We start from the raw sequence: 20,793 nt of genomic DNA on the forward strand, positions 1-20,793 counted from the left end.
TGGCCCGTGAACGTCGGATACCTGCCGTGGAACCGCCCCGAACCCGCCGCGAGCCGCCCGTGCCTGCGCGATGAGCGCAGCGACCTCACCTACGCGGAGGTCGGGCAGCGGGTCGCCGCGTTCGCCGAGGAACTCGCCGAGCGCGGCCTCGGTCCGGGCGACGTGCTCGGCATCATGCTGCCGAACCGCGTCGAGCTGCTCATCGGACTGCTCGCCGCCTGGCGCGTCGGGGCCGCGGTGACGCCCATCAACCCGGCCTTCACCGAGAACGAGGCCGGGTACCAGCTGCGCGACTCCGGTGCCCGGCTGGTGCTCAACGGCGGCCCGGACGCGCCCAGCGCCGGGCTCCCCGCGATCCACGTCGGCGAGATGCGGTGCACGGCGCGGGGAAACCTCCCGGAGCGGGCGGTCCGGCCGGAGGAGCTGGCGCTGCTGGTCTACACGAGCGGCTCCACCGGCCGCCCCAAGGGCGTGATGCTCGACCACGCCAACCTCGGCGCGATGGCTTCGGCCATGGCCGAGCACTTCCGGGCCACCGACGCCGACCACTGCCTGCTCGTCCTCCCGCTGTTCCACGTCAACGCGATCTGCGTCAGCTTCCTGACGATGATGCTGCGCGGCGGCCAGCTCACGGTGCTGGAGCGGTTCGACCCGAAGTCCTTCCTCGCCGCCGTCGAGCGGTACCGGCCGACCTACTTCTCCGCCGTGCCGACGATCTACGCGCGCTTGGCCGAACTCCCCGGCGAGTTCACCGCCGACACCTCGTCGCTGCGGTTCGCGGTGTGCGGTGCGGCGCCGGTGTCGCGGGAACTGCTCGAACACTGCGAGTCGCGGTTCGGGTTCGTGATGGTCGAGGGCTACGGGCTCACCGAGGGCACCTGCGCATCGGCGTGCAACCCGGTCGACGGCGTGCGCAAGCTCGGCACCGTCGGCCCGGCCCTGCCCGGGCAGCGCATCGCCACGATCTCGCCGGGAGGGGATCTCCTGCCTGCCGGGGCGGTCGGAGAGGTCGTCGTCCAGGGGGCCAACGTGATGCGCGGCTACCTGAACCGGCCGGCGGAGACCGCCGCGACGCTGGCCGGCGGCTGGCTGCGCACCGGGGACGTCGGCCGGATCGACGAGGACGGCTACCTCACCCTCGTGGACCGGCTCAAGGACATGATCATCCGGGGCGGGGAGAACGTGTACCCGAAGGAGATCGAGTCCGTGCTGCACGGCCACCCCGGGGTGCTGGAGGCAGCCGTGGTGGGCGTCCCGCACGCGGTGTACGGCGAGGTCCCGGTGGCCTGCGTCGTGCGCTACCCGGATGCGTCGGTGACGGTCGAGGAGCTGCTCGAACGCTGCCGGGCCGACCTCACCAAGATCAAGCTGCCGGTCGAGGTCCACCTGCTCGACGCGCTGCCGAAGAACCCGGTCGGGAAGATCGACAAACCGGCCCTGCGCAAGGCCCTCCAGGCCCGCTAGGGCCGCCCTGGTGGGCTACCGTCGGTGCGCGACAGCGGCGAGACCGACCCGGCGGTGGGGAGCGCGACATGAGCAGCCCTGTACCACCCCGGTTCCGCACCCCAGGGGGCCGTGGCGCAACCCGGCCACGAGAAACCGCGAAATCGCGGAGCGGCGGGACGGCGGTCGTGGTGGGTGGTGGGCCCAACGGGCTCGCCGCCGCCGTCGCCCTGGCCCGGGAGGGCGTGCGGGTCACCGTGCTGGAGGCGGCCGACGAGATCGGTGGTGGCACCCGCACCGCCGAGGCGATCGTGCCGGGTCTGCTGCACGACCAGTGCTCGGCGACGCACCCGCTGGCCGCCGGGTCGAGCTTCCTGCGCGGCCTCGACCTGGGCCGCTACGGCCTGGAGTGGCTGCTCCCCGAGATCGACTGCGCGCACCCGCTCGACGACGGCACCGCCGGGGTGCTGCACCGCTCCGTCGCCGAGACCGCCGCCGGTCTCGGCGCCGACGGCCGCTGGTGGTCGAGGTTGTTCGCGGGTCCGGCGGCAGGCTACGACGTGCTGTCCGAGGACATCCTCAGGCCGCTGCTGCGGATCCCGCGCCACCCGGTCCGGCTCGCCCGCTTCGGGATCCCCGCGCTGCTACCGGCATCGGTGATCGCGAAGGTCTTCTCCGGGGAGCAGGCGAAGGCGCTGTTCGGCGGAGTGGCCGCGCACGCCTTCCGCCCGCTGGACCGGCCGCTGAGCTCCAGCATCGGCCTGGGCATCCTGACCGCGGGACACCGGCACGGCTGGGCGGTGGCGGCCGGGGGTTCCCGGTCGATCACCGGTGCGCTGACCGCGCTGCTGCGCGATCTGGGCGGCGAGGTCGAGACCGGGGTCCGGGTGCGCTCCAGCGCGGACCTGCCGAGCAGCGACGTGACGGTCTTCGACCTCGCTCCGTCCGCGGTCGCCGACATCCTCGGCGATCGCCTGCCGGACCGCGTCGCCCGGGCCTACCGGCGGTTCCGCTACGGCCCGGGAGCGTTCAAAGTGGACTTCGCGGTCGAAGGCGGCGTGCCCTGGGCGTCCGAACCGGCGCGCCGGGCGGGCACCGTGCACGTGGGAGGTTCGTTCGCCGAGATCGCCGCGACCGAGCGGGAGATCCACCGGGGGCGGATGCCGGAGCGGCCGTTCGTGCTCGTCGGCCAGCAGTACCTGGCCGACCCGCAGCGCTCGGTCGGCGACGTGCACCCGGTGTGGACCTACGCCCACGTGCCCCACGGGTACTCCGGCGACGCGACCGGGGCGATCATCGCGCAGATCGAGCGGTTCGCCCCCGGTTTCCGGGAGCGGATCGTCGGCACCGCGGTGCGCACCACCGCTGAACTCGCCGAGCACGACCCGAACTTCGTCGGCGGCAACATCCTCACCGGGGCGAAAGACCTGCCCCAGCTCGTGTTCGGCCCCCGCACGACGCTCAACCCCTACGACGTCGGACTGCCCGGCCACTACATCTGCTCGGCGGCCACCCCGCCCGGCCCGGGAGCCCACGGCATGTGCGGCGCCCACGCCGCGGCCCGCGCGCTGAAGCACCTGCGCGGTCGCGGGCGGAGAGCCTGACAAGCCGGTGACCGGGCACAGCACGCGTTGTCCCGCTGTTCACCAGAAGCGGGTGGTGGGTCCTGCCTCGGCGAGGTCGGACCAGAAGTCGATCCGCGCGGTGGGGGAGGTCAGCGGGGGACCGGTGGGCGGGAGGAACTCGCGGGCGAGGTAGTCGGCCAGATCGGTGCCGTAGTAGATGACGTCGGTCTGGTGCACCGAGAACACCGGGCTCCCGGTGCCCGCCGGCGCGGCGGGCAGGAAGCGGTGGCCGTACACGGGCAGCAGCACCGGCACCCGGGCCAGGTGCTGCTCGGCCTGCTGGAGCGCGGCCGGTTTCGACGTAGGCCGGGGACCCCAGCGATCCGGCCAGAACGCGTTCTCGCGGACGTCGAAGAGCACGCCTTCCCGCGGCACCGACAGCCGCTGGCGCACCTCGTCCGGGTTGCCGAGCCAGTCCACCCAGCCCGGGCCGCGCGGCACCGCCCGCCGGAGCAGGGCCGCGTGGTCGGGGCCGAATGCGATGCCGAAGCGGTTTTCGACGGTCCGCAGCTGTTGCGCGGACAGACCCGGGCCGAGCGGGATGTCCGCACGGTGCAGGAGTTCCAGCGCTCGCTGGGAAATCGCGGTCATCGCCGTGCCGGTTCGGGCAGCATCGCGCGCAGCTTCGCCAGCGCCGTCAGCACCGCGTCGCGGTTGCTCGCCAGCAGCATCCAGCGGGGGAGCTTGTAGCCCAGCTCACGCCCGATCGGGGTCTGGCGCACGGTGCGGACCTGGGCGCCGACGAACCGCTCCAGGTAGTCCAGGTGGGCTTCGTTGGCCGCCCACAACCGGTGCCCGGCGCAGGGGGTGGTCAGGTAGAACGGCAGCCCGTAGAGCGCGTCGATGCCGTCGGCGGCCATGTCGCGGCTCAGCGGCCAGTGGCGGGTCACCTCCGGGCGGCCACCGCACGCGCAGCCGCGCGGCCGCGCGGACTGGGCGGGGCGCAGCGTGGTGGTGAACGACTCGCGCCGCCCGCAGTCGCGGCAGCGCTGCTCGACCGCGACCCGGCGGTCACCGACCGGAGCCGGCCGGTCGCCCTCCCACCGCTGGCAGCACGCGCACCAGTGCCCGGCCTCGCCGCCGGAGGTCGTCCACGCGCACTGCGCGCACCGCGGCACGCCGTGCCGGATGAGGGCGGGGCCGGAGCACCGCGGACAGCGGACCCACACCTCATCGCGCGGGACGGCCAACAGCGGTGCCGCCGCGGGAGTCGTGGTCATGCGACCATCATCGCACACGACTTCCCCGCGGCGGCACCGGTTTTTCCGCCGTCACCTGTGGACGGTCACGACCCGCTCGCCGAGCTCCGGGCGGCCGGTCGCGCGTCGCCGCCCAGCTTGACGCCCTTCGTCTCGGGCAGGAACCAGAAGGTGATCAGCGTCAGCACCCCGAGGAAGATCGCGTAGGCGTTGAACGCACCGGACAGGCCCTGCTCCGACAAGTAGGTCTGCACGTACGGCGCGGTGCCGCCGAAGAGCCCGACCGTCAGCGCGTAAGGCACGGCCAGCCCGAGCGCCCGGATGCCGGTCGGGAACAGCTCCGCGGTGATCGCCGGGCCGATCGCGTTGAGCACGCCGTTGAGCACCACGCCGATGGACATCGCGACGAACAGCTGCCAGACCTCGCCCTGGATCATCAGGTTCAACGGGTAGAACAGCACCAGGAACACCGGCCAGACGATCAGCAGCAGCCGCCTGCGGCCGATCTTGTCCGACAGCCAGCCCCAGAACGGCATCGCCGCGACGTAGAGCGCGGTGGCGGCGGCACCGGCCAGCATCGCGCCGGTCGGATCGGTGCCGCGCTGCGAGATCGCGAACGTCGGGGCGTTGACGGCCCACACGTAGTAGACGATCGTGCCGCCCAGGTTGATGCCCACCACCTGCAGCATCGGCTTGATGTTGGCCCGCAGCTGCCGCACCGTCGACCGCTTCGGCGCGGCGTCGCCGGCGCGGGACCCGTTGGCGGTGAAGATCTCGGTCTCGGTGAACTTCCGGCGCAGCACCAGCGCGTACAACCCGAGGAACCCGCCGAGCGCGAACGGGATCCGCCAGCCGAACCCGGCCATCTGCTCCGGCGTCAGCACGGCGGAGAGCACGCCCGCCAGCCCCAGCGCGAACAGCGTGCCGATCCCGCCGGAGACGTAGATCACGCTGGACCACAGCCCCCGCCGCTGCGGCGGCGCGACCTCGGCGAGGTAGGTCTGCACCGACGGCAGCTCACCACCGTGCGCCAGCCCCTGCGCCAGCCGCGCCAGCACCAGGATCGCCGGCGCGAGCAGCCCCACCTGGTGCGCGGTCGGGGCCAGCGCGATCACGAAGCACGAACCGGCCGACATGCCGATGCTCAGCGTCAGGACGGGTTTGCGGCCCACCCGGTCGGCCATCCAGCCGAAGAACATCCCGCCGACGGGCCGGGCCACGAAGCCGATGGCGAACACCGCCAGCGTGCTCAGCAGGTTCGACGCGGCGCTGCCGCCGGTGAAGAACTGGGAGGCGAAGAACACCGAGTACGTCGCGTAGACGCCCCAGTCGTACCACTCGATGGCGTTGCCCAGGCCGAGCCCGACCAGGACCTTGCGCCGCGAGAGCGAAGTGCTCATGCGCCCAGCCTTTCCGCCGCGAGACCGGCCAGCAGCGCGGCGGCGCGGCCGGTCGTCGAGCTGTCGAAACGCGCCATCGGCGAGTGGTTCGCCGCGGCCTGCTCCGGCACCGCTCCCGGCGCGTGCGCGCCCAGGAACAGCAGTGCGCCGGGAACTTCCTGCAGCACCCGGGAGAAGTCCTCCGAGCCCTGCGTGGGGTGCTCCTCGGCGCGGTGGTGCTCGGCGCCGAACAGCTCGCGCACGACGCCACCGGCGAACTCGGCCTCCGCGGCGTCGTTGACGGTGGCCGGGTAGCCCGCGACCAGCTCGACGTCGACCTGCACGCCGTGCGCGGCGGCAACACCGGAGAGGTACTGGGTGAAGACCTCCCGCAGCCGCGGCCCGGCATCGGGATCGACCGCGCGGACGGTCGCCTCGAAGTGCGCGGTGTCCGGGATGATGTTCGCCGCGGTGCCCGCCCGCAGCATGCCTACCGTGACGATCACCGGTGAGAACACGTTGAACGAGCGCGTCACCGCGGTCTGCAGCGTGCCGACCATCTCGGCGGCGGCGACGACCGGGTCCTTCGCCTCGTGCGGCGTGGCGCCGTGCCCGCCGGTGCCGCGCACGGTGACCGCCAAGGTGTAGGAGGCGAACAGCGTCACCCCGGCCCGGCCGGACACCAGTCCCGCGGGCAGCCGGTGCGGCACCACGTGCAGCGCGTAGGCGTGGTCGGGCCTGCGACCTGCCGCGTCGAGCACCCCTTCCTCGATCATGACCCGGGCGCCGTCGTAGCCCTCCTCGCCCGGCTGGAACATGAACACGACATCGCCGGAGAGGCGATCGCGGTGCGCGCTGAGCAGCTGCGCGGCACCGACCAGCCCGGCCGTGTGCAGGTCGTGGCCGCAGGCGTGCATCGCGCCGTTGGTGGCCGCGAAGTCCTCACCGGAGCGCTCGTCGATCGGCAGCGCGTCCATGTCGCCGCGCAGCAGCACCGTGGTCGGCTCGCCCGCCGCAGCGGGCCCGGTGCCGCGCAGCACGGCGGTCACCGAGGTCGTGCTGCTGCCGGTGCTGATCTCCAGCGGCAGGTCGCGCAGCTCCTCGAGCACGCGCTCCTGGGTGCGCGGCAGTTGCAGCCCGACCTCGGGAACCCGGTGCAGTTCTTCCCGCAGCCGGACCAGATCCGGCTGCAGCGACCGGGCGTCGTCCAACAGATCCAACGTGGTGCACCTTCCTGGTCTCGTCGTTGAGCTGGGTAGAGTCTGCGCACGCAGCCCCCACGGGCCGGAATTTCGCTGGATTCGCCCATCGGGCGCCGAGCATGGGGAAGAATCGTGCACGACGACTTCGCCGAAGAGGATCTGGCGCTCATCCACGCCCTGCAGCTGTGGCCTCGCGCTCCGTGGTCCGCGCTGGCTCCTGTGCTCGGCTCGTCACCGACGGCGCTGGCCCAGCGCTGGGCGCGGCTGCGCGCTGCCGGGCTGGCCTGGATCACCGCCTACCCGCTGCACGGCGAGCTCGCCGGCGGGGCCATGGTCGCGCTGGTCGAGATGAACTGCGCCCCGGGCGCGGTGGAGGAGGTGGCCCGCAGGCTGGAGCTGATGCCGCGGGTGCACAACATCGAGCACGCCGCCCAGGGCCGCGACCTGCTGGTGACCGTCTCGGCCGCGTCGTTCGAGAAGCTCTCGGCGCTGCTGCTCGACGAGCTGCCGAAGGTGCCCGGCGTGGCGTCGCTGCACTCGCACATCGGCGCCCGGATGCACATCGAAGGCAGCCAGTGGCAGCTCGACGCCCTGAACCGGGCGCAGCGCGCGGAGATCCTGCGCGCCGGGCGCACCGAGCAGGACCGGCCCAGCGAGCGGATCTACCTGCGCCCCGACATCTACGGGCCGCTGGTGGCCGAGCTCGCCCACGACGGCCGCGCCACCGCCGCCGAACTCGCCGGCAAGACCGGGCGGCCGACGTCCACGGTCCGCCGCCAGCTGTCGGCGCTGCTGCGCTCCCGGACGCTGCGGATGCGCTGCGAGGTCGCGCAGCTGCACACCCGGTGGCCGGTGGCGGTGATCTGGTGGTGCCGCCTGCCCAGCAGCGCCCTGGCCGGGACGGTGTCGCGGCTGCGCGAGGACTCCCGGGTGCGGCTGGTGATGTCGGTGACCGGATCGGCGACGCTGGTGATCAACGCCTGGACGGCGGACATGACGGACCTGCTGACCATGCAGGACCACCTGGAACGCCTGATGCCCGCGGGAGCGATCGTGAACAGCTCGGTGATCCTGCGCACCCGCAAGCGGGTCGGCTGGTTGATGCACCCCGACGGCCGGTGCACCGGTGAGGTCATCCCGCTGCCCGGCGACCTGCGGTCCGCCCCGAGCTGACGGAAGGCCCGTTTCCGCTGGTGGCGGCCCGTGAGTGCTTTGGGGTGCCATAGCACCACAAAGCACTCACGGGGGCTGAACAGCGGAAACGGAGCAGCCGGTAGTCCCGCCGCCGGGACGCGTCAGACGAGGTTGGCGCCGGGGCGGCCGTCGTCGATCACGAAGCGGGCGCGGTCGCGGATCGGCGAACCGGGCTTCTCGACGTGGTCCAGGACGCGGAAGTCCGCCGTCCACGCCGAAGGCGTGATCGTGTTGCGGACGTAGCCGCGGTGCCGGTTGATGAACTTGATGTGCGGGTTCTCCGCCAGCTGGACCGCATCGCCCGGGTTCTGCTCGACACCGTTTCCGTTGGAGGTGATCGAGGTGCCGACCAGCTCGGTGGCCACCGTCGCCGAGGCCGGGTCGTCGAAGTCGGCCTTGACGTCGCAGACGTAGTTGGCGTGCACGTCACCGGTGATCACCACCGGGTTGGAGGCCTTCGCCATGCGGTCGCGCACCAGGTCGCGCTCCGCCACGTAGTTGTCCCACGCGTCGTCGCTGAACGAGTCCTCCGCACCGGCGGTGAAGTCGCGCTGCGAGAAGAACACCTGCTGCGCCAGGACGTTCCAGCGCGCGGTCTGCCCGCCGAGGTTGCGCAGCAGCCAGTCGCGCTGCTCGGCGCCCAGGATGGTGCGCTCGGCGTCCAGCCGCTTGTCCTGGTCCTGGAAGTCGCGGTACTGGCGGGTGTCGAGCAGGTGGAAGTCCACCAGGTTCCCGAACGTCAGCCGCCGGTACAGGCGCATGTTCGCGCCCCACGCGTGCTGGGTCTCGCGCAGCGGCATGTTCTCGTAGTAGGCCTGGAACGCCTCGGTGCGGCGCTTGCGGAACACCGCCGGGTCCTGGTCGGGCTCGTCGTCGGGCTGGGACCGGCCGGCCGCCCAGTTGTTCTCCACCTCGTGGTCGTCGAAGACCACCACCCACGGGAACGCGGCGTGCGCGGCCTGCAGGTCCGGGTCGGTCTTGTACTGGGCGTGCCGGGTGCGGTAGTCGGCGAGGTCGAAGGTCTCGTGCGCGGGCGCGTGCGGGCGCCCGATGCTGCCCTTCGCGCCGCTCTCGTAGATGTAGTCGCCGAGGAAGGCCACCAGGTCGAGGTCTTCCCGGGCCATGTGCGAGTAGGCGCTGAAGTGGCCGACCGGGTAGTTCTGGCAGCTGGCGAAGGCGAAGGAGAACTCGTCGAGCTGCGCGCCGAAGCGCGGCGCGGTCTTGGTCCGGCCGACCGGGCTGAGCTCGTCGCCGGCGCGGAAGCGGTAGTAGTACTCGGTGGCGGGGTTGAGGTTGAACAGCTCGACGTGCACCGAGTGCGCCGACTCCGGCCGGGCCTGCGCGGTGCCGCTGGCCACGATCTTGCGGAAGCCCTCGTCCTCGGCGACCTGCCACTGCACCGGGACGACCCGGTCGGGCATCCCGCCGAGGCCGTTGTCGGCGAGCGGGTCCACCGCCAGCCGGGTCCACAGCACCACGCCGTGCGGCAGCGGGTCACCGGAGGCGACACCGAGCGTGAACGGCGACCGGATCGGCCCGCCCGCGCCGGGCAGCGCGCTCGCCGCGGTGCTGCCGAAGCCCGCGGTGGTCAGCGCCGCCGCGCCGAGCGCCGCAGTACCGGCTAACAGGACCTGGCGGCGGGACGGGTTCGCTCCGCTGGTGCCGGAGTTCGCTGTCATGGTTCCCCTCTGCAGTTGTGCGCGAACGAGCCGCGCCGAATCGGTCGAGCCGGGTGCACGCTAGAACCGCGAGATGACCGCCGGGCGAACCCGTGCTGGCCCGGCGGTGTACTCCGGGCGCACCACTGTCCGATGTGCACGGAGCGTGTCCGGGGAAGAACGCGCGGTGCCCGCTGTTCCGGTTCTCCCGAACGCATTCCCGGCAAAGCTGTGCGGTGGCGCGGCTCGTCCTCGCCTCCGCGGCGAGCGTCTCCCCGGTATCCGGTGGCTCACGCGAAGGTGATGTGCTTGTGCGAGTGGAATGGTTCGGCCAGGTAGCCGGCCAGGATCTCCCGCATGATCGCAGCGTCGCGGGGCAGTTTCTCCGCCAGGCGGGCCCAGCCGGTGAAAGCGATCTCATCCGGAAGTTCGACCAGCCCGGTGATCGCATCCCAGAAGGCGTCCCAGTTCATGCCGTACATGTGCGGGAATCCGAACGAGCGCTTCAGCACGAGGTGCAACTGGCCCGGCGTCTCGACCTCGGAGAGCACAACGATCATCGACGTTCCCGGGCCTGCCTGCTCGCTCATGGCCGCCAGAGTATGGAGCAGGGCTCAATGCTGCTCGCGCTGTCGAGGGATCTGCTGGCGTGGAGGTGGGCCACTGTCCGATGTGCACGGAGCGTGCCGGACAATCAACGCGCGGTGCGCACTGTTTCGATTCTGCGGGTAATTCTGCCGACGCGTTTTTCACGAACGCATTCTCAAAGTGCTGTGTGATGAATTCGTTACCGCTTCGAGAATCGTCCTCGAAGGTGCTTCCGGCCACCCTCTTTAGTCGGTGGTGCACCGCGAAAAACTGCTTGACCAGGTCAGATGCGGGCGTGGTACGACTACTCGCGAGCATCCGGGAATCGTGGAGTCGTCAGTGCCGTCCCGTATGCTCGGTGGTGAGGTTGTGCGGAGGGAGAATTCAGATGGAAAACACCGGGGGTTCGCTTGTGCGCCCGTTCCAGGTGGACCTTGGTGGAGTCGTCGATCTGCTGAGCAGGCACATTTACTCCGGTGCCGAGGTCTACTTGCGCGAGCTGCTGCAGAACGGGCGCGACGCGATCGCCGCTCGCACCAAGGCCGACGGCGGGCAGACCCGGGGCGGCATCGAGATCTTCCCGGTCGGCACGCTCCCGGAATCGCCGGAGGAGTTCGTCTTCCGCGATGCCGGGCAGGGGCTGGGCGCCGCCGAGGCGGGCGAGTTGCTGGCCACCGTGGGCAAGAGCTCCAAGCGCGACGACGTGCTCAACCTCCGCGACGAGGACTACCTGGGCCAGTTCGGCATCGGCCTGCTGAGCTGCTTCATGGTGTCGGACCGGATCGTGGTGCGCAGCCGCTCGGTGCACGGGCACGCACCGGTGGAGTGGACCGGCTCGGCCGACGGCACCTTCTCGATCCGGGAGCTCACCGAGGCCGAGGCGGCCGGGCTGGCGATCGGCACCGAGGTGCGGCTGTCCCCGCGCCCGGACGACGCGGCCCTGCTCGCCGAGGCGAAGGTGCTGTCGCTGGCCCGCCGCTTCGGCCGGTACCTGCCGGTGGAGGTGCGCGTGCGGCGTGCCGACCGGACCTGGGACGCGGTCAACGAACCGGCGGTGTTCCTGCCGCAGGAGCGGCCCGCCGACGAGCGCGCGGCGGCCGAGGCGCTGGCGGAGTTCGGCGCGGAGCTGACCGGCAACCGTCCACTGGAGACGATCGAGATCTCAGTGCCGGCCACCGGAACGCAGGGCGTGGCCTACGTGCTGCCGTTCGCGCCGCCGCCGGGCGCCCGGCGCAGCGGGCAGCTCTACCTCGGCCGGATGCTGCTGGGCGAGGACCTCTCCGAACTGCTGCCGGAGTGGGCCTACTTCGTGCGCTGCGTCCTCAACACCGAGGGCCTGCGGCCGACGGCGTCCCGGGAGCAGCTGGTCGCCGACGAGGCGCTGGAGTACACCCGGGAGGAGATCGGGAAGGCGTTGCGGCGCTGGATCGTCCAGCAGGCCACCACCCGGCCGGCCCGGTTCGAGCGGTTCGTCGCGGTGCACCACCTGGGCCTGAAGTCGATGGCGGTGCACGACGACGACCTGGCCGCCGCGGTGCTGCCGTGGCTGACCGTGGAGACCTCGGCCGGGCGGATGACCGTCCGCGACTACCTCGACCAGTCCCGCCACGTCCGCTTCGTGGAGACCGTCGACGAGTTCCGGCAGATCGCGGCGGTGGTCCCGGCCGACCAGCCGGTGATCAACGGCGGCTACACCTACGAGTCGGACCTGTTGCGGCGGCTGCCGCTGCTGATCGACGACGTCACGATCGAGCAGGTCCAGGCCAGCTCGATCCTCGACGAGCTCGCACCGCCGCCGATGGACGACCGCAGCAGCACCAGCGCCCTGGAGCGCCGGGCCGCGGCGGTGCTGGCCGAGCTGGGCTGCGACGCGCTGGTGCGCTCCTTCCGGCCGGACAACGTCACCGCGCTCTACGTCGCCGACGCCGCGGCCATCCGCCGGATCGAGCGCACCGAGGTGCGCGACTCGGCGCCGTCGGTGTGGGCCGACGTGCTGGGCGGGGTGGACGCGATCACCGCGGGCAAGCCCGGCCGCACCGCCCGCAGCACCACGGCGCAGCTGTGCCTGAACTGGCAGAACCCGATGATCCGCCAGCTGGCCAACCTGGACGATCAGCTGGTCTTCGACCGCAGCGTGCGGCTGGTCTACATCCAGGCCCTGCTGGCCGGGCACCGGCCGCTGTCCCGCAACGACCGAACCGTGATGACCACCGCGATGAGCGACCTGATCCAGCTCAGCGTCGGCGTCGCGAGCTGACCGCGGCCGAGGCCGCGCACCACTTGACCAAGAGGAGATCAAGCATGTCCGACACCGTGACCGAGATCGAGCGGCTGCTCGACGAGAGCGACATGATGCCCTACGGGCCGGAGGAATCGGCGATGGTCGCCGACGCGGTCCGGCTCGCCCAGGACGCCGGCGAGGAGGAGCTGCTCTACAAGGCGCGGATGCGGCAGATCGCCAGCGCGTCGATGATCGGCGACAGCGACACCATGTTCACCGCGTTCTCCTGGTGCCTGGGCCAGCACGACTCCGACCCGGCGCGGTTCCCGCTGGAGGTCGAGGACAACGACCTGCTCTGGTACTACAAGTGGACGGCCGAGGCGGTCGCGCTGAACCCGGCGTTCCCGCAGCAGCAGGTCGACCAGGTCCTCGACGACATGGAGCGGCGCTACCGCGCTGCCGGTGTCGGGCTCTCCGGCGTCTGGCAGGCGAAGTACTCCAACGCCACCACGGCGGGACGCTTCGAGGAAGCGGCCGGTTTCCGGGATGCCCGCGAGGCGCTGCCGCGCGACAACTACAGCCACTGCGAGGCGTGCGTCCGCAGCGACGACGCCGACTACTTCCGGGACTCCGGTGACGAGGCGACGGCGCTGCGGCTGTTCGACGAGATCATCGAGAACCGCGTCTCGTGCGGCTCGGAGCCGGAGCGCGCGCAGGGCAACGCCCTGCTGCCGCTGCTGCGCGCGGGCCGTGCCGACGAGGCCAAGTGGCACCACTTCCGCAGCTACCGCGCGGCGGTGGCCAACGCCGACGGGTTCGGCATCATCTCCGACCACCTGATCTTCCTCGCGGTCACGGGCAACACCGTGCGCGGGCTGTCGCTGCTGGAGCGGCACATCGGCGAGCTGCCGAACGACCCGCTGGACGTGTACAAGCGCTTCCACGCGCTGGTCTCCTACGGGGTGCTGCTGGACGCGGTGACTCGCAGCGGGCACGGCGAGGTCGAGGTCCGGGGCAGCGACATGCCCGACGTGGCAGCGGTCTTCGGCGTCGAGGCGCGGCTGCGCACGGCTGCCGAGCTGGCCGCCGAATCGTGGCGGGTCGCCGCTGAGATCGCCGAAGCCTTCGACACGCGCAACGGCAACCAGCACTACGCCGGGCAGATCACCCGCGCCCGGGCCCTGGCCGACGAGCACTACGACCTGCCGATCGAAACGCAGACGTTCGTGCCCACCGAACTCGCCGAGCAGGACGCGCCGAAGACCGCGGCGGACTACCTGGACCTGATCCGGGTGGAGAGCATGGTCAAGGAGGACCCGGCGGCGGCGCTGGCACTGCTCGACGAGATGGACGAGCTGCCGGAGCCGGAGCTGCTGCCCCGGTTCTACCGCACCGTCCTGATGATCTGCCGGGACCGGGAGGACTGGGACGGCGCGAAGGCGGCCGTCAAGGCCCACGCCGAGGCACTGCGCGCCCTGGGCAAGCAGCAGCTGGCCGACGTCGAGGAAGAACTCGGCCTGGCGCTGTACCCGCCGTTCGCCGGTGATGCCGAAGACCGGCTGCGCGCGGTGCTGGCCCGCGAGGACCTCGAACCGGCCACCCGCGCGGAGGTCCTGATCTCGCTGAGCGGGCTGCTGGCCGCCCGCGACCAGACCTCCGATGCGGTGCTGTCGGCCAGGCAGGCCGTCGAGCTCGCCACGCCGGACCAGCTCACCTCGGCCCGGTTCCTGCTGGCGCAGGTCCTGCTGCGGGAAGGCCAGACGGAGCCCGCGATCGACGCCCTGGATGCGCTGCTGGCCGCTGAGACCGACCGGAGCGCGCGGATCAAGGCGCTGGAGCTGCGGGCGCGGGTCGCGGGCAGCATGAGCGACTTCGCCACCGGTGTCCGGGTGGCCGACGAACTGCTGGACCTGCAGACCGCGATCGGCAACCGGGCCGGTGCGTCGTACGCGGCGATGCTGGCGGCGCACCTGTTCGACGATCTGGGCGATGTCGCGGAGGCGGTGAACCGCGCGCAGATCGCGGTGCGGCACGCCGAACTCGGCGACACCGCCGACCTCGTCAACGCCAACCGGTTCTGGCTGGGCCGGTTCCAGCTGCAGGCCGGTGAGCCGGACCTGGCGATGGAGTCGCTGGACGCGGCCGCGGCGGGCTTCGCGGGCAGCGAGGGGGCTGGCTCGTTCGCCCTGGAGGCGCGGTTCTGGCTGGCCGTGGCCGCCCGCCAGGCGCAGGAGCTGGGCACGGCCTACCGGGTGCTCACCGAGGTCGCGCACGTCGCGGAGGAATCCGGCGAGGAGGCGCTGGTGGGGCTGGCGATCCGGGCGCACTCGGCGTTGGGCGACCTGCTGGTGTCGGTGGACGACGAGGACGCCATCGAGAGCTTCGAGGCGATGCTGCGGCTGGCCCGCGCGCACGAGCTGCCCGAACAGGCCGCCCGGGCGCTGCACCAGCTGGGGCAGAGCAAGATCAAGTTCGTGGGCGAGGCCGGGCTGGCCGACCTCGACGCGGCGATCGAAGCCGGCCGGGCGGCGGAGGAGGGCTGGGACGTCGCGCCGGAGTGGTTCGTCGCCGACGTGACCGACACCAAGGCCCGCGCGCTGGCCGCGATGGGCCGCGAGGAGGAAGCGGTCCCGTTCGCGCTGACCGCAGCCGACGGCTACGCCGCCGTCGGGGACGCGGGTTCGGCTGCGATGGCGGAGCTGCTGGCCGCCCGCGTGCTCAACGACAAGGGGCGCGCGGAGGAGGCGGTCGGGCTGTACCGGCAGTCGCTGCAGCGGCTTCCGGTGGGCAGCCAGGCGCACACCGGGGTGTCGCTGGAGTTCGGCGAGGTGCTGGAGAAGCTCGGACGCACGGCTGAAGCCGCCGAGGTCCGCGCCGCGGTCGCCGAGTGATGACCGCGGGGTGCCTCCCGGCCGGCGGGAGGTACCCCGCGTCCACAGTGGATCTTGAAAGTGCCAGATGGCCAACGAGTTTGGCGTGTGGTTAGGATCAGTCCATGCCCAAGTACCTTGCCTCGACGGAGGACTTCTTCGCGCTGGCCAAACGTGCCGACAAGAATGCCCGCCTGCGCGTGGTCACCGGGGACTCCGACGCATCCCGGCTGGAGCCGGATCCCGAGGCGGTCGTCGGTGCGATCTCCTCACCCGGCAAGCAGTTCCTGGGCGGTGTCGTGCTGTGCGCGGTGAGCGTGCTCGCGGTGTACGTCATCACGTTCAACGCCTGGGACGACGAGGGCTTCTTCCCGCCGTTCTGGAACGTGCTCTGGACGCTGTTCCCGTGGTTCTTCCTGACCCCGGTCTGGCTCGGCTACGCCAAGTCGCTCCGGCGGCAGGCCTACGCCCGCAGGTTCGCCGCGGGCTTCGAGGAGTTCCGGGCCCGGGCGGTCCGCGTCGCGGGCACCGTCGAGAACGTGCACGTGATGACCAGCGAGAGCGGCCGGGTGATCAGGTTGGCCGCGGAGATCGGGTGCGGCGCGCAAGGCCCGCTCGTGGTGCTCACCACGCAGATCAGCCTGCTGCAGACCGAGGTGCCGAAGGTCGGCGCGCCCGCGCACGTCTGGATCGGACCGGACCAGCAGACCAAGGTCGTGCAGATCGCATCGGGAGTCGCCGAACCGCCGGAGCCCGGTGCGGACGTCGTGGATTCCTTGGCGAGGCTCGCGGAGTTGCACTCCAGCGGCGCGCTCAGCGACGAGGAGTACCAGAAGGCCAAACAACGACTGCTGGGCTAGGGGTGCACGTGGTGGACCGGGCCGGAAGACTCATCGAGCGGTACCGCGCGTTGGAGCCGGAAGACGACGAGAAGGCCGCGATCGTCGCTGAGCTCGACGGCGAGAGCGCACCCGGGTTCCTGGCGTCGGTGCTCGCCGACCCGGAAAAGCGAACCCTGGAGCGGTGGGCATGAGCGCCGGTGAGCAGCAGCGCCAGGCGGCGGGAACGCTTGCCGCGCCGAAGGATTTCAACGCCGCGAAGCGCCTCGTCCAGCGCGGGGCGCGAGTCCGCGTGGTCTCCAGCATCGGCGAGCCCGCGCAGCTGCCGAAGAACCCCGAGCTGATCACCGGCAGCTTCAAGACGGTCAAGCAGCCCGTCCTGACCGGCCTGCTCCTGATCGTCATCAGCGCGCTCGCGGTACGCCTGGTCACCGTGAACGCGTGGGACGACGAGGATTTCTTCCCGTGGTACTGGAACGTGCTCTGGACGGTTTTCCCGTGGGTCTTCCTGGCACCGGCCTGGAAGGACTACTTCGACAGGACGGTCCGGAGCTTCACCGCATCCCGGTTCGCCGACGCCTACGAGGCGTTCCGCGCTGAGGCCGTCCAGGTGCGCGGTACCGTAGCGGGCATCCGCGGCAAGCCCACCAGGTACCGCAGGGTCAGCAGGCTGGTCGTCGACGTCGCCTGCGAATGGCCGCCCGGAAACCGGATGTCGGTCGTGGCGCTGTCACCCGGCATCAACCTGCCGCACCACGAGGTCCCGGAGATCGGCGCACCCGCGTTCGTCTGGATCGGACCCGACGAGCGAACCCGGGTCGCCCAGATCCCGGCCCGAGGAACCTAGGAGTCCCGTGCTCGAACAGCAGATCATCCAGCGGACGCTGCGCGTGCCCCGCAGCACGGCGCCGACGGGGGATGGTTCCGCCGCCGCGCGGCAGCTGGACTCCGTCCTGGTGAGGGCCGGGTTCAAAGCCTCGCGCGACCTGCTGGAACACGTGTCCGGACTGGAGCCGGGCGCGGCCGCGGCCCTGGCCGCGCAGGTGGTCGGGGCGGTGCGCGAGCTGGTCGGCGACCACGTGCGGCACAACCCGTACTTCATCGACTTCCCGAACGGCGTGCCGGACACCGTGGAGTTCTGGGTGAGCTGCCTGCGGGACGCGTTCACCCCGGGCGATGCGACCGACGCCGAACTGCTCGGTCTGCTCAGCACCAGGCTGGTCGGCCTGCTGGACCTCCCGAGCTACGGCCGCTACCAGCACACCTACGCCGAGATGCTGGCCGCGCACGACGAGCTGATCCCCTCGGTCAAGGACCGCGTCACGATCGTGCACCTGGGCGATTCGTTCGACGACGAGGCCCGCGCGCTGCACCTGGCGCTGGCCGGGTCCACGACACCGCTGCGGGAGACCGACCGCGAGCTGCTCGCCGAGCTGACCGGGCACTACGCGCCGCCGGAGAGCATTCCGGTGCGGGAGAACCGGGCCGTGATCAACGCCGTGCGGCTGGCGGCAGGACTCCCGCTGCTCGAAGTCGACACCGTGGTGGACGTGCTGCGCACGGCGTGCCAGGCCAGCGGTGGAGACGTGACGCTGGTCGAACCGACCCGGTTCCGCAGCTTCACCCGGCGCGAGCGGCGGGTCCTGCTGGCCGCGCTGGACGAGGTCGTGACCGGCAACGAGGGCAAGCTCGGCGACATCGTCCGCTGGGCGGAGCGGTTCAAGCGGCTCGGCGAGCGGCTGCACCCGCACGAGCACCCGAAGTTCCCCGGCGCGCAGGACGTGTTCGCCGTCGCGCGCGGCCAGCGGACCGCGAAGTCGCTGACCGGCCGGGCGGAGCTGGCGTTCGCCGCCGGGGACATCCCCGCTGCCGTCGCGGTCCTGTCCGAAGCGCCCGGGCTGTTCATGCGGTCGCTGGACCGGTTGTTCCGCCAGGCCGCCGAACCGGACGCGGTGCTGGACGCCATGGCGAAGGTGCTCGGAGCCGTCTCCGGGCGCGTGCTGTGCTCGGTGCGCGAACACCTCCTCAACCGCAGCACGGTCGGCGGACACCGGGTGTTCGTCAACCGCGCCCGCCGGGCATGGGTCACCCCGGACGCGCGGGCGCCGCTCCCGCGCGAGGTGATCGAGCGGGCGAGCGCCCTGATCGACGCCGAACTGCGCACCCGGCTGCCCGAGGCCGAACGGCTGGTGGTCGACCCGGCAGTGCTGGACGTGGCGCTGCCGCTGTCCGGTGCGGCGAGCGAGGACGGGTTCGGAGTGCTGCCGCGCGGCTCCCGCAGCAAGATCGACGGGGAGCTGCTCCGGTTCTTCACCTACTGGCGGCAGACCCGCGAGGACACCGACTTCGACCTGGGCGGACAGCTCCTCGACGCGGAGTTCGGCTACCTCGGGCACGTTTCGTGGACCCGCCTCACCGACGATGCGGTGGTGCACTCCGGGGACCTCACCTCGGCGCCGGGTGGTGCGACGGAGTTCATCGACATCCCGCTGGGCTCGGTCGACGCCGCCTACGTGGTGCCGGAGGTCGACATCTTCAGCGGCGAGAACTTCAACCAGGTCGCCGAGTCGATGTTCGGCTGGATGACCCGCGACCGCGCGCAAGCCGGCGCACCCTTCGACGCGCGCACCGTGCGGACGCGCTCGGACATGCGCGGCTCCGGCCGCATCGCACTGCCGGTCGTGTTCGCGCGCGGGGCGGACGGGACGTGGACGGCGACCTGGCTGCACCTGTACCTGGAGAGCGACCGCATCTTCAACCAGCTGGAGAACAACAACTTCGCCACCGGTGCGCTGGCCCAGGCCCTGGTGCAGCGCGAGTACCTGACGGTGCGCCACCTGGTCGAGCTGTGGCGCGGGAAGTGCGGGTCGGTCACCACCTGGGACCCGGCGGCCGAGCTGGACGGACCGGTCACCTTCCTCGGGCTGCACCGGCCCGACGGCCTGCCCGCCGGTTCGACCGCGATCACACCGGACGGTCTGGTATCCTGATCTCGCGAGGCCATGGGGAACTTCCTTCTGATCACCATAGATTCCTAGTTCTTCCGCTCTCCTCGCGTCATGCGCAGACTGATGGCCTGTCCCGAGGGACAGGCCATCAGTGCATCTGGCGGGGGACGGGAATGCGACTGGAGCACACCGAGAAGCCGGTCACCGACGAGGAATTCGACGCCTTCGAGCGCTTCCTGGAGCGGATCCTGCCGGACGCCTTCAAAGACCACTACCGGATGAACAACGGCGGCTGGGTTCCCGAAAGCTCGGAGAACTCGCTGGGCGTGCACGGGTTCAACCCGATCAGCCGCGGAACGCTTCCCGTGGAGCGGTTGGTCGACGACATGGAGTTGCGCCACGACGGCTGCGTCGACGAGGTGCCCTTCTGCTACGACGCAGGCGGGAACCAGTTCATGCTGCAGCTCACCGACGGGCGCTACGGCGAGGTCGACCTGCTCCTGGCCGACGGAGGAGAACGCGAGCCGCTGGACCTGACCGTCGCGGAGTTCCTCCGGATCCTGGACGTCGACCTGAGCTGACAGGTGCTGCGCAACGGACGGCCGCGTTGCGGGCCGAACTGGTCGAGGCGGCTGGTTCGGCACCCCGAAAGCCGCGCACCGGAGAGTCGGCCTCCGCCTTCAACGGGTCGGCGTCCGCACCGGGGGCATCGGCCATGCGCGAGTGGGTGCGTAGCCGACCTTGAGATCGTGCAGCTGCGCAGCGAGCAGGTGGCTCGCAGCCCGGGCCGCGCCTCGGCGATCCGCCACCGGATGCGGACCGTCCAGGATGGACATCGTTCCGCGATAGGTCGCCAGGGCCTTGTCCGTCGCGGCCCTGGTCTGCTCCTCGGATGGTGCGCGGAAGAGGACCAGTACCGGCGGCTCCCGGTTCTCGGCGATGGCGGCGATGAGGCGGGCGTGGCCGTCCAGGATCGCGTAGCAGTGGAGTCCGCTGAACCACCAGAGCAGCACGGGCGGCAGGATGCCCTCCCGCGCTTGCTTCCGGTAGGCCTTCACCCTGCCGTCGTCGGGCGTTGGCAGCTGCCGAAGCGGCATGATCCCCCATGAGCCGGTGAACCAGTCGATGTAGCCGCCCGGGTGATCGTCGAGCAGCCGGGAGCGCCATTCGCGGGCCGGCCCGCCTCCAGTCCGCGTCATCCCTTCCCGGACGAGCTGACGGGAGAGCACCCACCGCCCCTCGTGGAGCGGGCCGAGAGGGGAGGAGCCCAGGGAGTCGGCGAAGCGATGCGCCCAGCGGGCGTACCAGGACGGTGCCCCTCCCTCGGCGACCGCGCGCACCTCGGTGGTGCGCAACGGGGCGATGGGTGATCGGTAGTGGTCCGTGCGGGAGTACTCGACGCCGCCCCGGTCATCGTCGACCGCGGCGAAGAGCACCGCATCCGGCCCCTGCGACAGGACCACCTGGTTCCCGTTCGCGACCTCCGGCCGCAGGCCCGGTCGGGGTGCCTGCGGCAGCTCCAGGTCCAGGCCGACCCAGTCGCCCTCGATCGGCGCTGTCAGATTCGTCCGGTCCACTGGTTCGATCCTCGTGCGCTGCAACTCGATGTGCGATCGTCCCGGGGGAA

At 71.5% G+C, this 20,793-nt stretch carries 17 protein-coding genes; 10 read left to right on the top strand and 7 right to left on the bottom strand.

From position 1 onward, the window contains the following. Nucleotides 1–6 precede the first annotated feature (6 nt). Together OU416_RS02075 and OU416_RS02080 are read left to right on the top strand one after the other, a co-directional pair. A complete protein-coding gene (locus OU416_RS02075; protein WP_270925053.1) occupies nucleotides 7–1,464 on the top strand; it encodes a class I adenylate-forming enzyme family protein in 1,458 nt (485 codons plus the stop codon). A gap of 170 nt (nucleotides 1,465–1,634) precedes the next feature. Further along, a complete protein-coding gene (locus tag OU416_RS02080; protein WP_270925054.1) occupies nucleotides 1,635–3,047 on the top strand; it encodes a phytoene desaturase family protein in 1,413 nt (470 codons plus the stop codon). A gap of 39 nt (nucleotides 3,048–3,086) precedes the next feature. Here the strand turns inward: OU416_RS02080 and OU416_RS02085 are convergent, their stop codons facing one another. The 4 genes from OU416_RS02085 to OU416_RS02100 all read right to left on the bottom strand — a co-directional run bounded on the left by OU416_RS02085 (nucleotide 3,087) and on the right by OU416_RS02100 (nucleotide 6,866). After that, complete coding sequence (locus OU416_RS02085; RefSeq protein WP_270925055.1) at nucleotides 3,087–3,659, bottom strand: hypothetical protein; 573 nt, start codon at nucleotides 3,657–3,659, stop codon at nucleotides 3,087–3,089. Further along, complete coding sequence (locus OU416_RS02090) at nucleotides 3,656–4,288, bottom strand: hypothetical protein (RefSeq protein WP_270925056.1); 633 nt, start codon at nucleotides 4,286–4,288, stop codon at nucleotides 3,656–3,658. Before OU416_RS02090 ends, OU416_RS02085 begins: the two co-directional genes overlap by 4 nt. A 65-nt stretch (nucleotides 4,289–4,353) precedes the next feature. Continuing rightward, complete coding sequence (locus OU416_RS02095) at nucleotides 4,354–5,667, bottom strand: MFS transporter (protein ID WP_270925057.1); 1,314 nt, start codon at nucleotides 5,665–5,667, stop codon at nucleotides 4,354–4,356. Then, nucleotides 5,664–6,866, bottom strand: a complete 1,203-nt coding sequence (locus OU416_RS02100) for a M20 metallopeptidase family protein (RefSeq protein ID WP_270925058.1) — start codon at nucleotides 6,864–6,866, stop codon at nucleotides 5,664–5,666. Before OU416_RS02100 ends, OU416_RS02095 begins: the two co-directional genes overlap by 4 nt. 114 nt (nucleotides 6,867–6,980) lie before the next feature. Between OU416_RS02100 and OU416_RS02105 the strand changes: the two genes are divergently transcribed. Beyond that, entirely contained in the window at nucleotides 6,981–8,021 is a 1,041-nt protein-coding gene (locus tag OU416_RS02105) for an Lrp/AsnC family transcriptional regulator (protein WP_270925059.1), read from the top strand. A gap of 122 nt (nucleotides 8,022–8,143) precedes the next feature. Here the strand turns inward: OU416_RS02105 and OU416_RS02110 are convergent, their stop codons facing one another. Then, complete coding sequence (locus tag OU416_RS02110; RefSeq protein WP_270925060.1) at nucleotides 8,144–9,721, bottom strand: alkaline phosphatase D family protein; 1,578 nt, start codon at nucleotides 9,719–9,721, stop codon at nucleotides 8,144–8,146. A gap of 269 nt (nucleotides 9,722–9,990) precedes the next feature. Then, nucleotides 9,991–10,290, bottom strand: a complete 300-nt coding sequence (locus OU416_RS02115; protein WP_270925061.1) for a barstar family protein — start codon at nucleotides 10,288–10,290, stop codon at nucleotides 9,991–9,993. Between the two features lie 386 nt (nucleotides 10,291–10,676). Between OU416_RS02115 and OU416_RS02120 the strand changes: the two genes are divergently transcribed. The 7 genes from OU416_RS02120 to OU416_RS02150 all read left to right on the top strand — a co-directional run bounded on the left by OU416_RS02120 (nucleotide 10,677) and on the right by OU416_RS02150 (nucleotide 19,747). Continuing rightward, entirely contained in the window at nucleotides 10,677–12,545 is a 1,869-nt protein-coding gene (locus OU416_RS02120; RefSeq protein WP_270925062.1) for an HSP90 family protein, read from the top strand. 44 nt (nucleotides 12,546–12,589) lie between these two features. Continuing rightward, nucleotides 12,590–15,400: a coiled-coil domain-containing protein gene (locus OU416_RS02125; protein WP_270925063.1), complete on the top strand. Its 2,811-nt coding sequence runs from the start codon at nucleotides 12,590–12,592 to the stop codon at nucleotides 15,398–15,400. A gap of 104 nt (nucleotides 15,401–15,504) precedes the next feature. Continuing rightward, nucleotides 15,505–16,239 carry an SHOCT domain-containing protein gene (locus OU416_RS02130; protein ID WP_270925064.1) on the top strand — a complete coding sequence of 245 codons (735 nt, stop codon included), beginning with the start codon at nucleotides 15,505–15,507 and terminating at the stop codon, nucleotides 16,237–16,239. A gap of 8 nt (nucleotides 16,240–16,247) precedes the next feature. Then, nucleotides 16,248–16,412 carry a hypothetical protein gene (locus OU416_RS02135; RefSeq protein ID WP_270925065.1) on the top strand — a complete coding sequence of 55 codons (165 nt, stop codon included), beginning with the start codon at nucleotides 16,248–16,250 and terminating at the stop codon, nucleotides 16,410–16,412. Then, nucleotides 16,409–17,065, top strand: a complete 657-nt coding sequence (locus OU416_RS02140) for a hypothetical protein (RefSeq protein ID WP_270925066.1) — start codon at nucleotides 16,409–16,411, stop codon at nucleotides 17,063–17,065. The genes OU416_RS02135 and OU416_RS02140 overlap by 4 nt, the downstream gene beginning before the upstream one ends. Before the next feature lie 7 nt (nucleotides 17,066–17,072). Continuing rightward, nucleotides 17,073–19,208 carry a TerD family protein gene (locus OU416_RS02145; protein WP_270925067.1) on the top strand — a complete coding sequence of 712 codons (2,136 nt, stop codon included), beginning with the start codon at nucleotides 17,073–17,075 and terminating at the stop codon, nucleotides 19,206–19,208. Between the two features lie 131 nt (nucleotides 19,209–19,339). After that, nucleotides 19,340–19,747, top strand: coding sequence for an SMI1/KNR4 family protein (locus tag OU416_RS02150; protein ID WP_270925068.1), 408 nt, complete (start codon nucleotides 19,340–19,342; stop codon nucleotides 19,745–19,747). Nucleotides 19,748–19,846: 99 nt separating this feature from the next. On the opposite strand, the gene OU416_RS02155 is transcribed toward OU416_RS02150, so the two are convergent. Further along, a complete protein-coding gene (locus OU416_RS02155) occupies nucleotides 19,847–20,743 on the bottom strand; it encodes a hypothetical protein (protein ID WP_270925069.1) in 897 nt (298 codons plus the stop codon). Between the last annotated feature and the right edge of the window lie 50 nt (nucleotides 20,744–20,793).

Origin of the sequence: Saccharopolyspora indica (genome assembly GCF_027853965.1) — a bacterium.
Lineage (GTDB): Bacteria > Actinomycetota > Actinomycetes > Mycobacteriales > Pseudonocardiaceae > Saccharopolyspora > Saccharopolyspora indica.

What these genes read in the sequence shown, in the direction of transcription:
- OU416_RS02140 (WP_270925066.1), top strand. Translation starts at nt 16,409, where the DNA reads ATGAGCGCCGGTGAGCAGCAGCGCCAGGCGGCGGGAACGCTTGCCGCG.
- OU416_RS02125 (WP_270925063.1), top strand. Translation starts at nt 12,590, where the DNA reads ATGTCCGACACCGTGACCGAGATCGAGCGGCTGCTCGACGAGAGCGAC.
- OU416_RS02115 (WP_270925061.1), bottom strand. Translation starts at nt 10,290, where the DNA reads ATGAGCGAGCAGGCAGGCCCGGGAACGTCGATGATCGTTGTGCTCTCC.
- OU416_RS02130 (WP_270925064.1), top strand. Translation starts at nt 15,505, where the DNA reads ATGCCCAAGTACCTTGCCTCGACGGAGGACTTCTTCGCGCTGGCCAAA.
- OU416_RS02090 (WP_270925056.1), bottom strand. Translation starts at nt 4,288, where the DNA reads ATGACCACGACTCCCGCGGCGGCACCGCTGTTGGCCGTCCCGCGCGAT.
- OU416_RS02110 (WP_270925060.1), bottom strand. Translation starts at nt 9,721, where the DNA reads ATGACAGCGAACTCCGGCACCAGCGGAGCGAACCCGTCCCGCCGCCAG.
- OU416_RS02095 (WP_270925057.1), bottom strand. Translation starts at nt 5,667, where the DNA reads ATGAGCACTTCGCTCTCGCGGCGCAAGGTCCTGGTCGGGCTCGGCCTG.
- OU416_RS02085 (WP_270925055.1), bottom strand. Translation starts at nt 3,659, where the DNA reads ATGACCGCGATTTCCCAGCGAGCGCTGGAACTCCTGCACCGTGCGGAC.
- OU416_RS02120 (WP_270925062.1), top strand. Translation starts at nt 10,677, where the DNA reads ATGGAAAACACCGGGGGTTCGCTTGTGCGCCCGTTCCAGGTGGACCTT.
- OU416_RS02150 (WP_270925068.1), top strand. Translation starts at nt 19,340, where the DNA reads ATGCGACTGGAGCACACCGAGAAGCCGGTCACCGACGAGGAATTCGAC.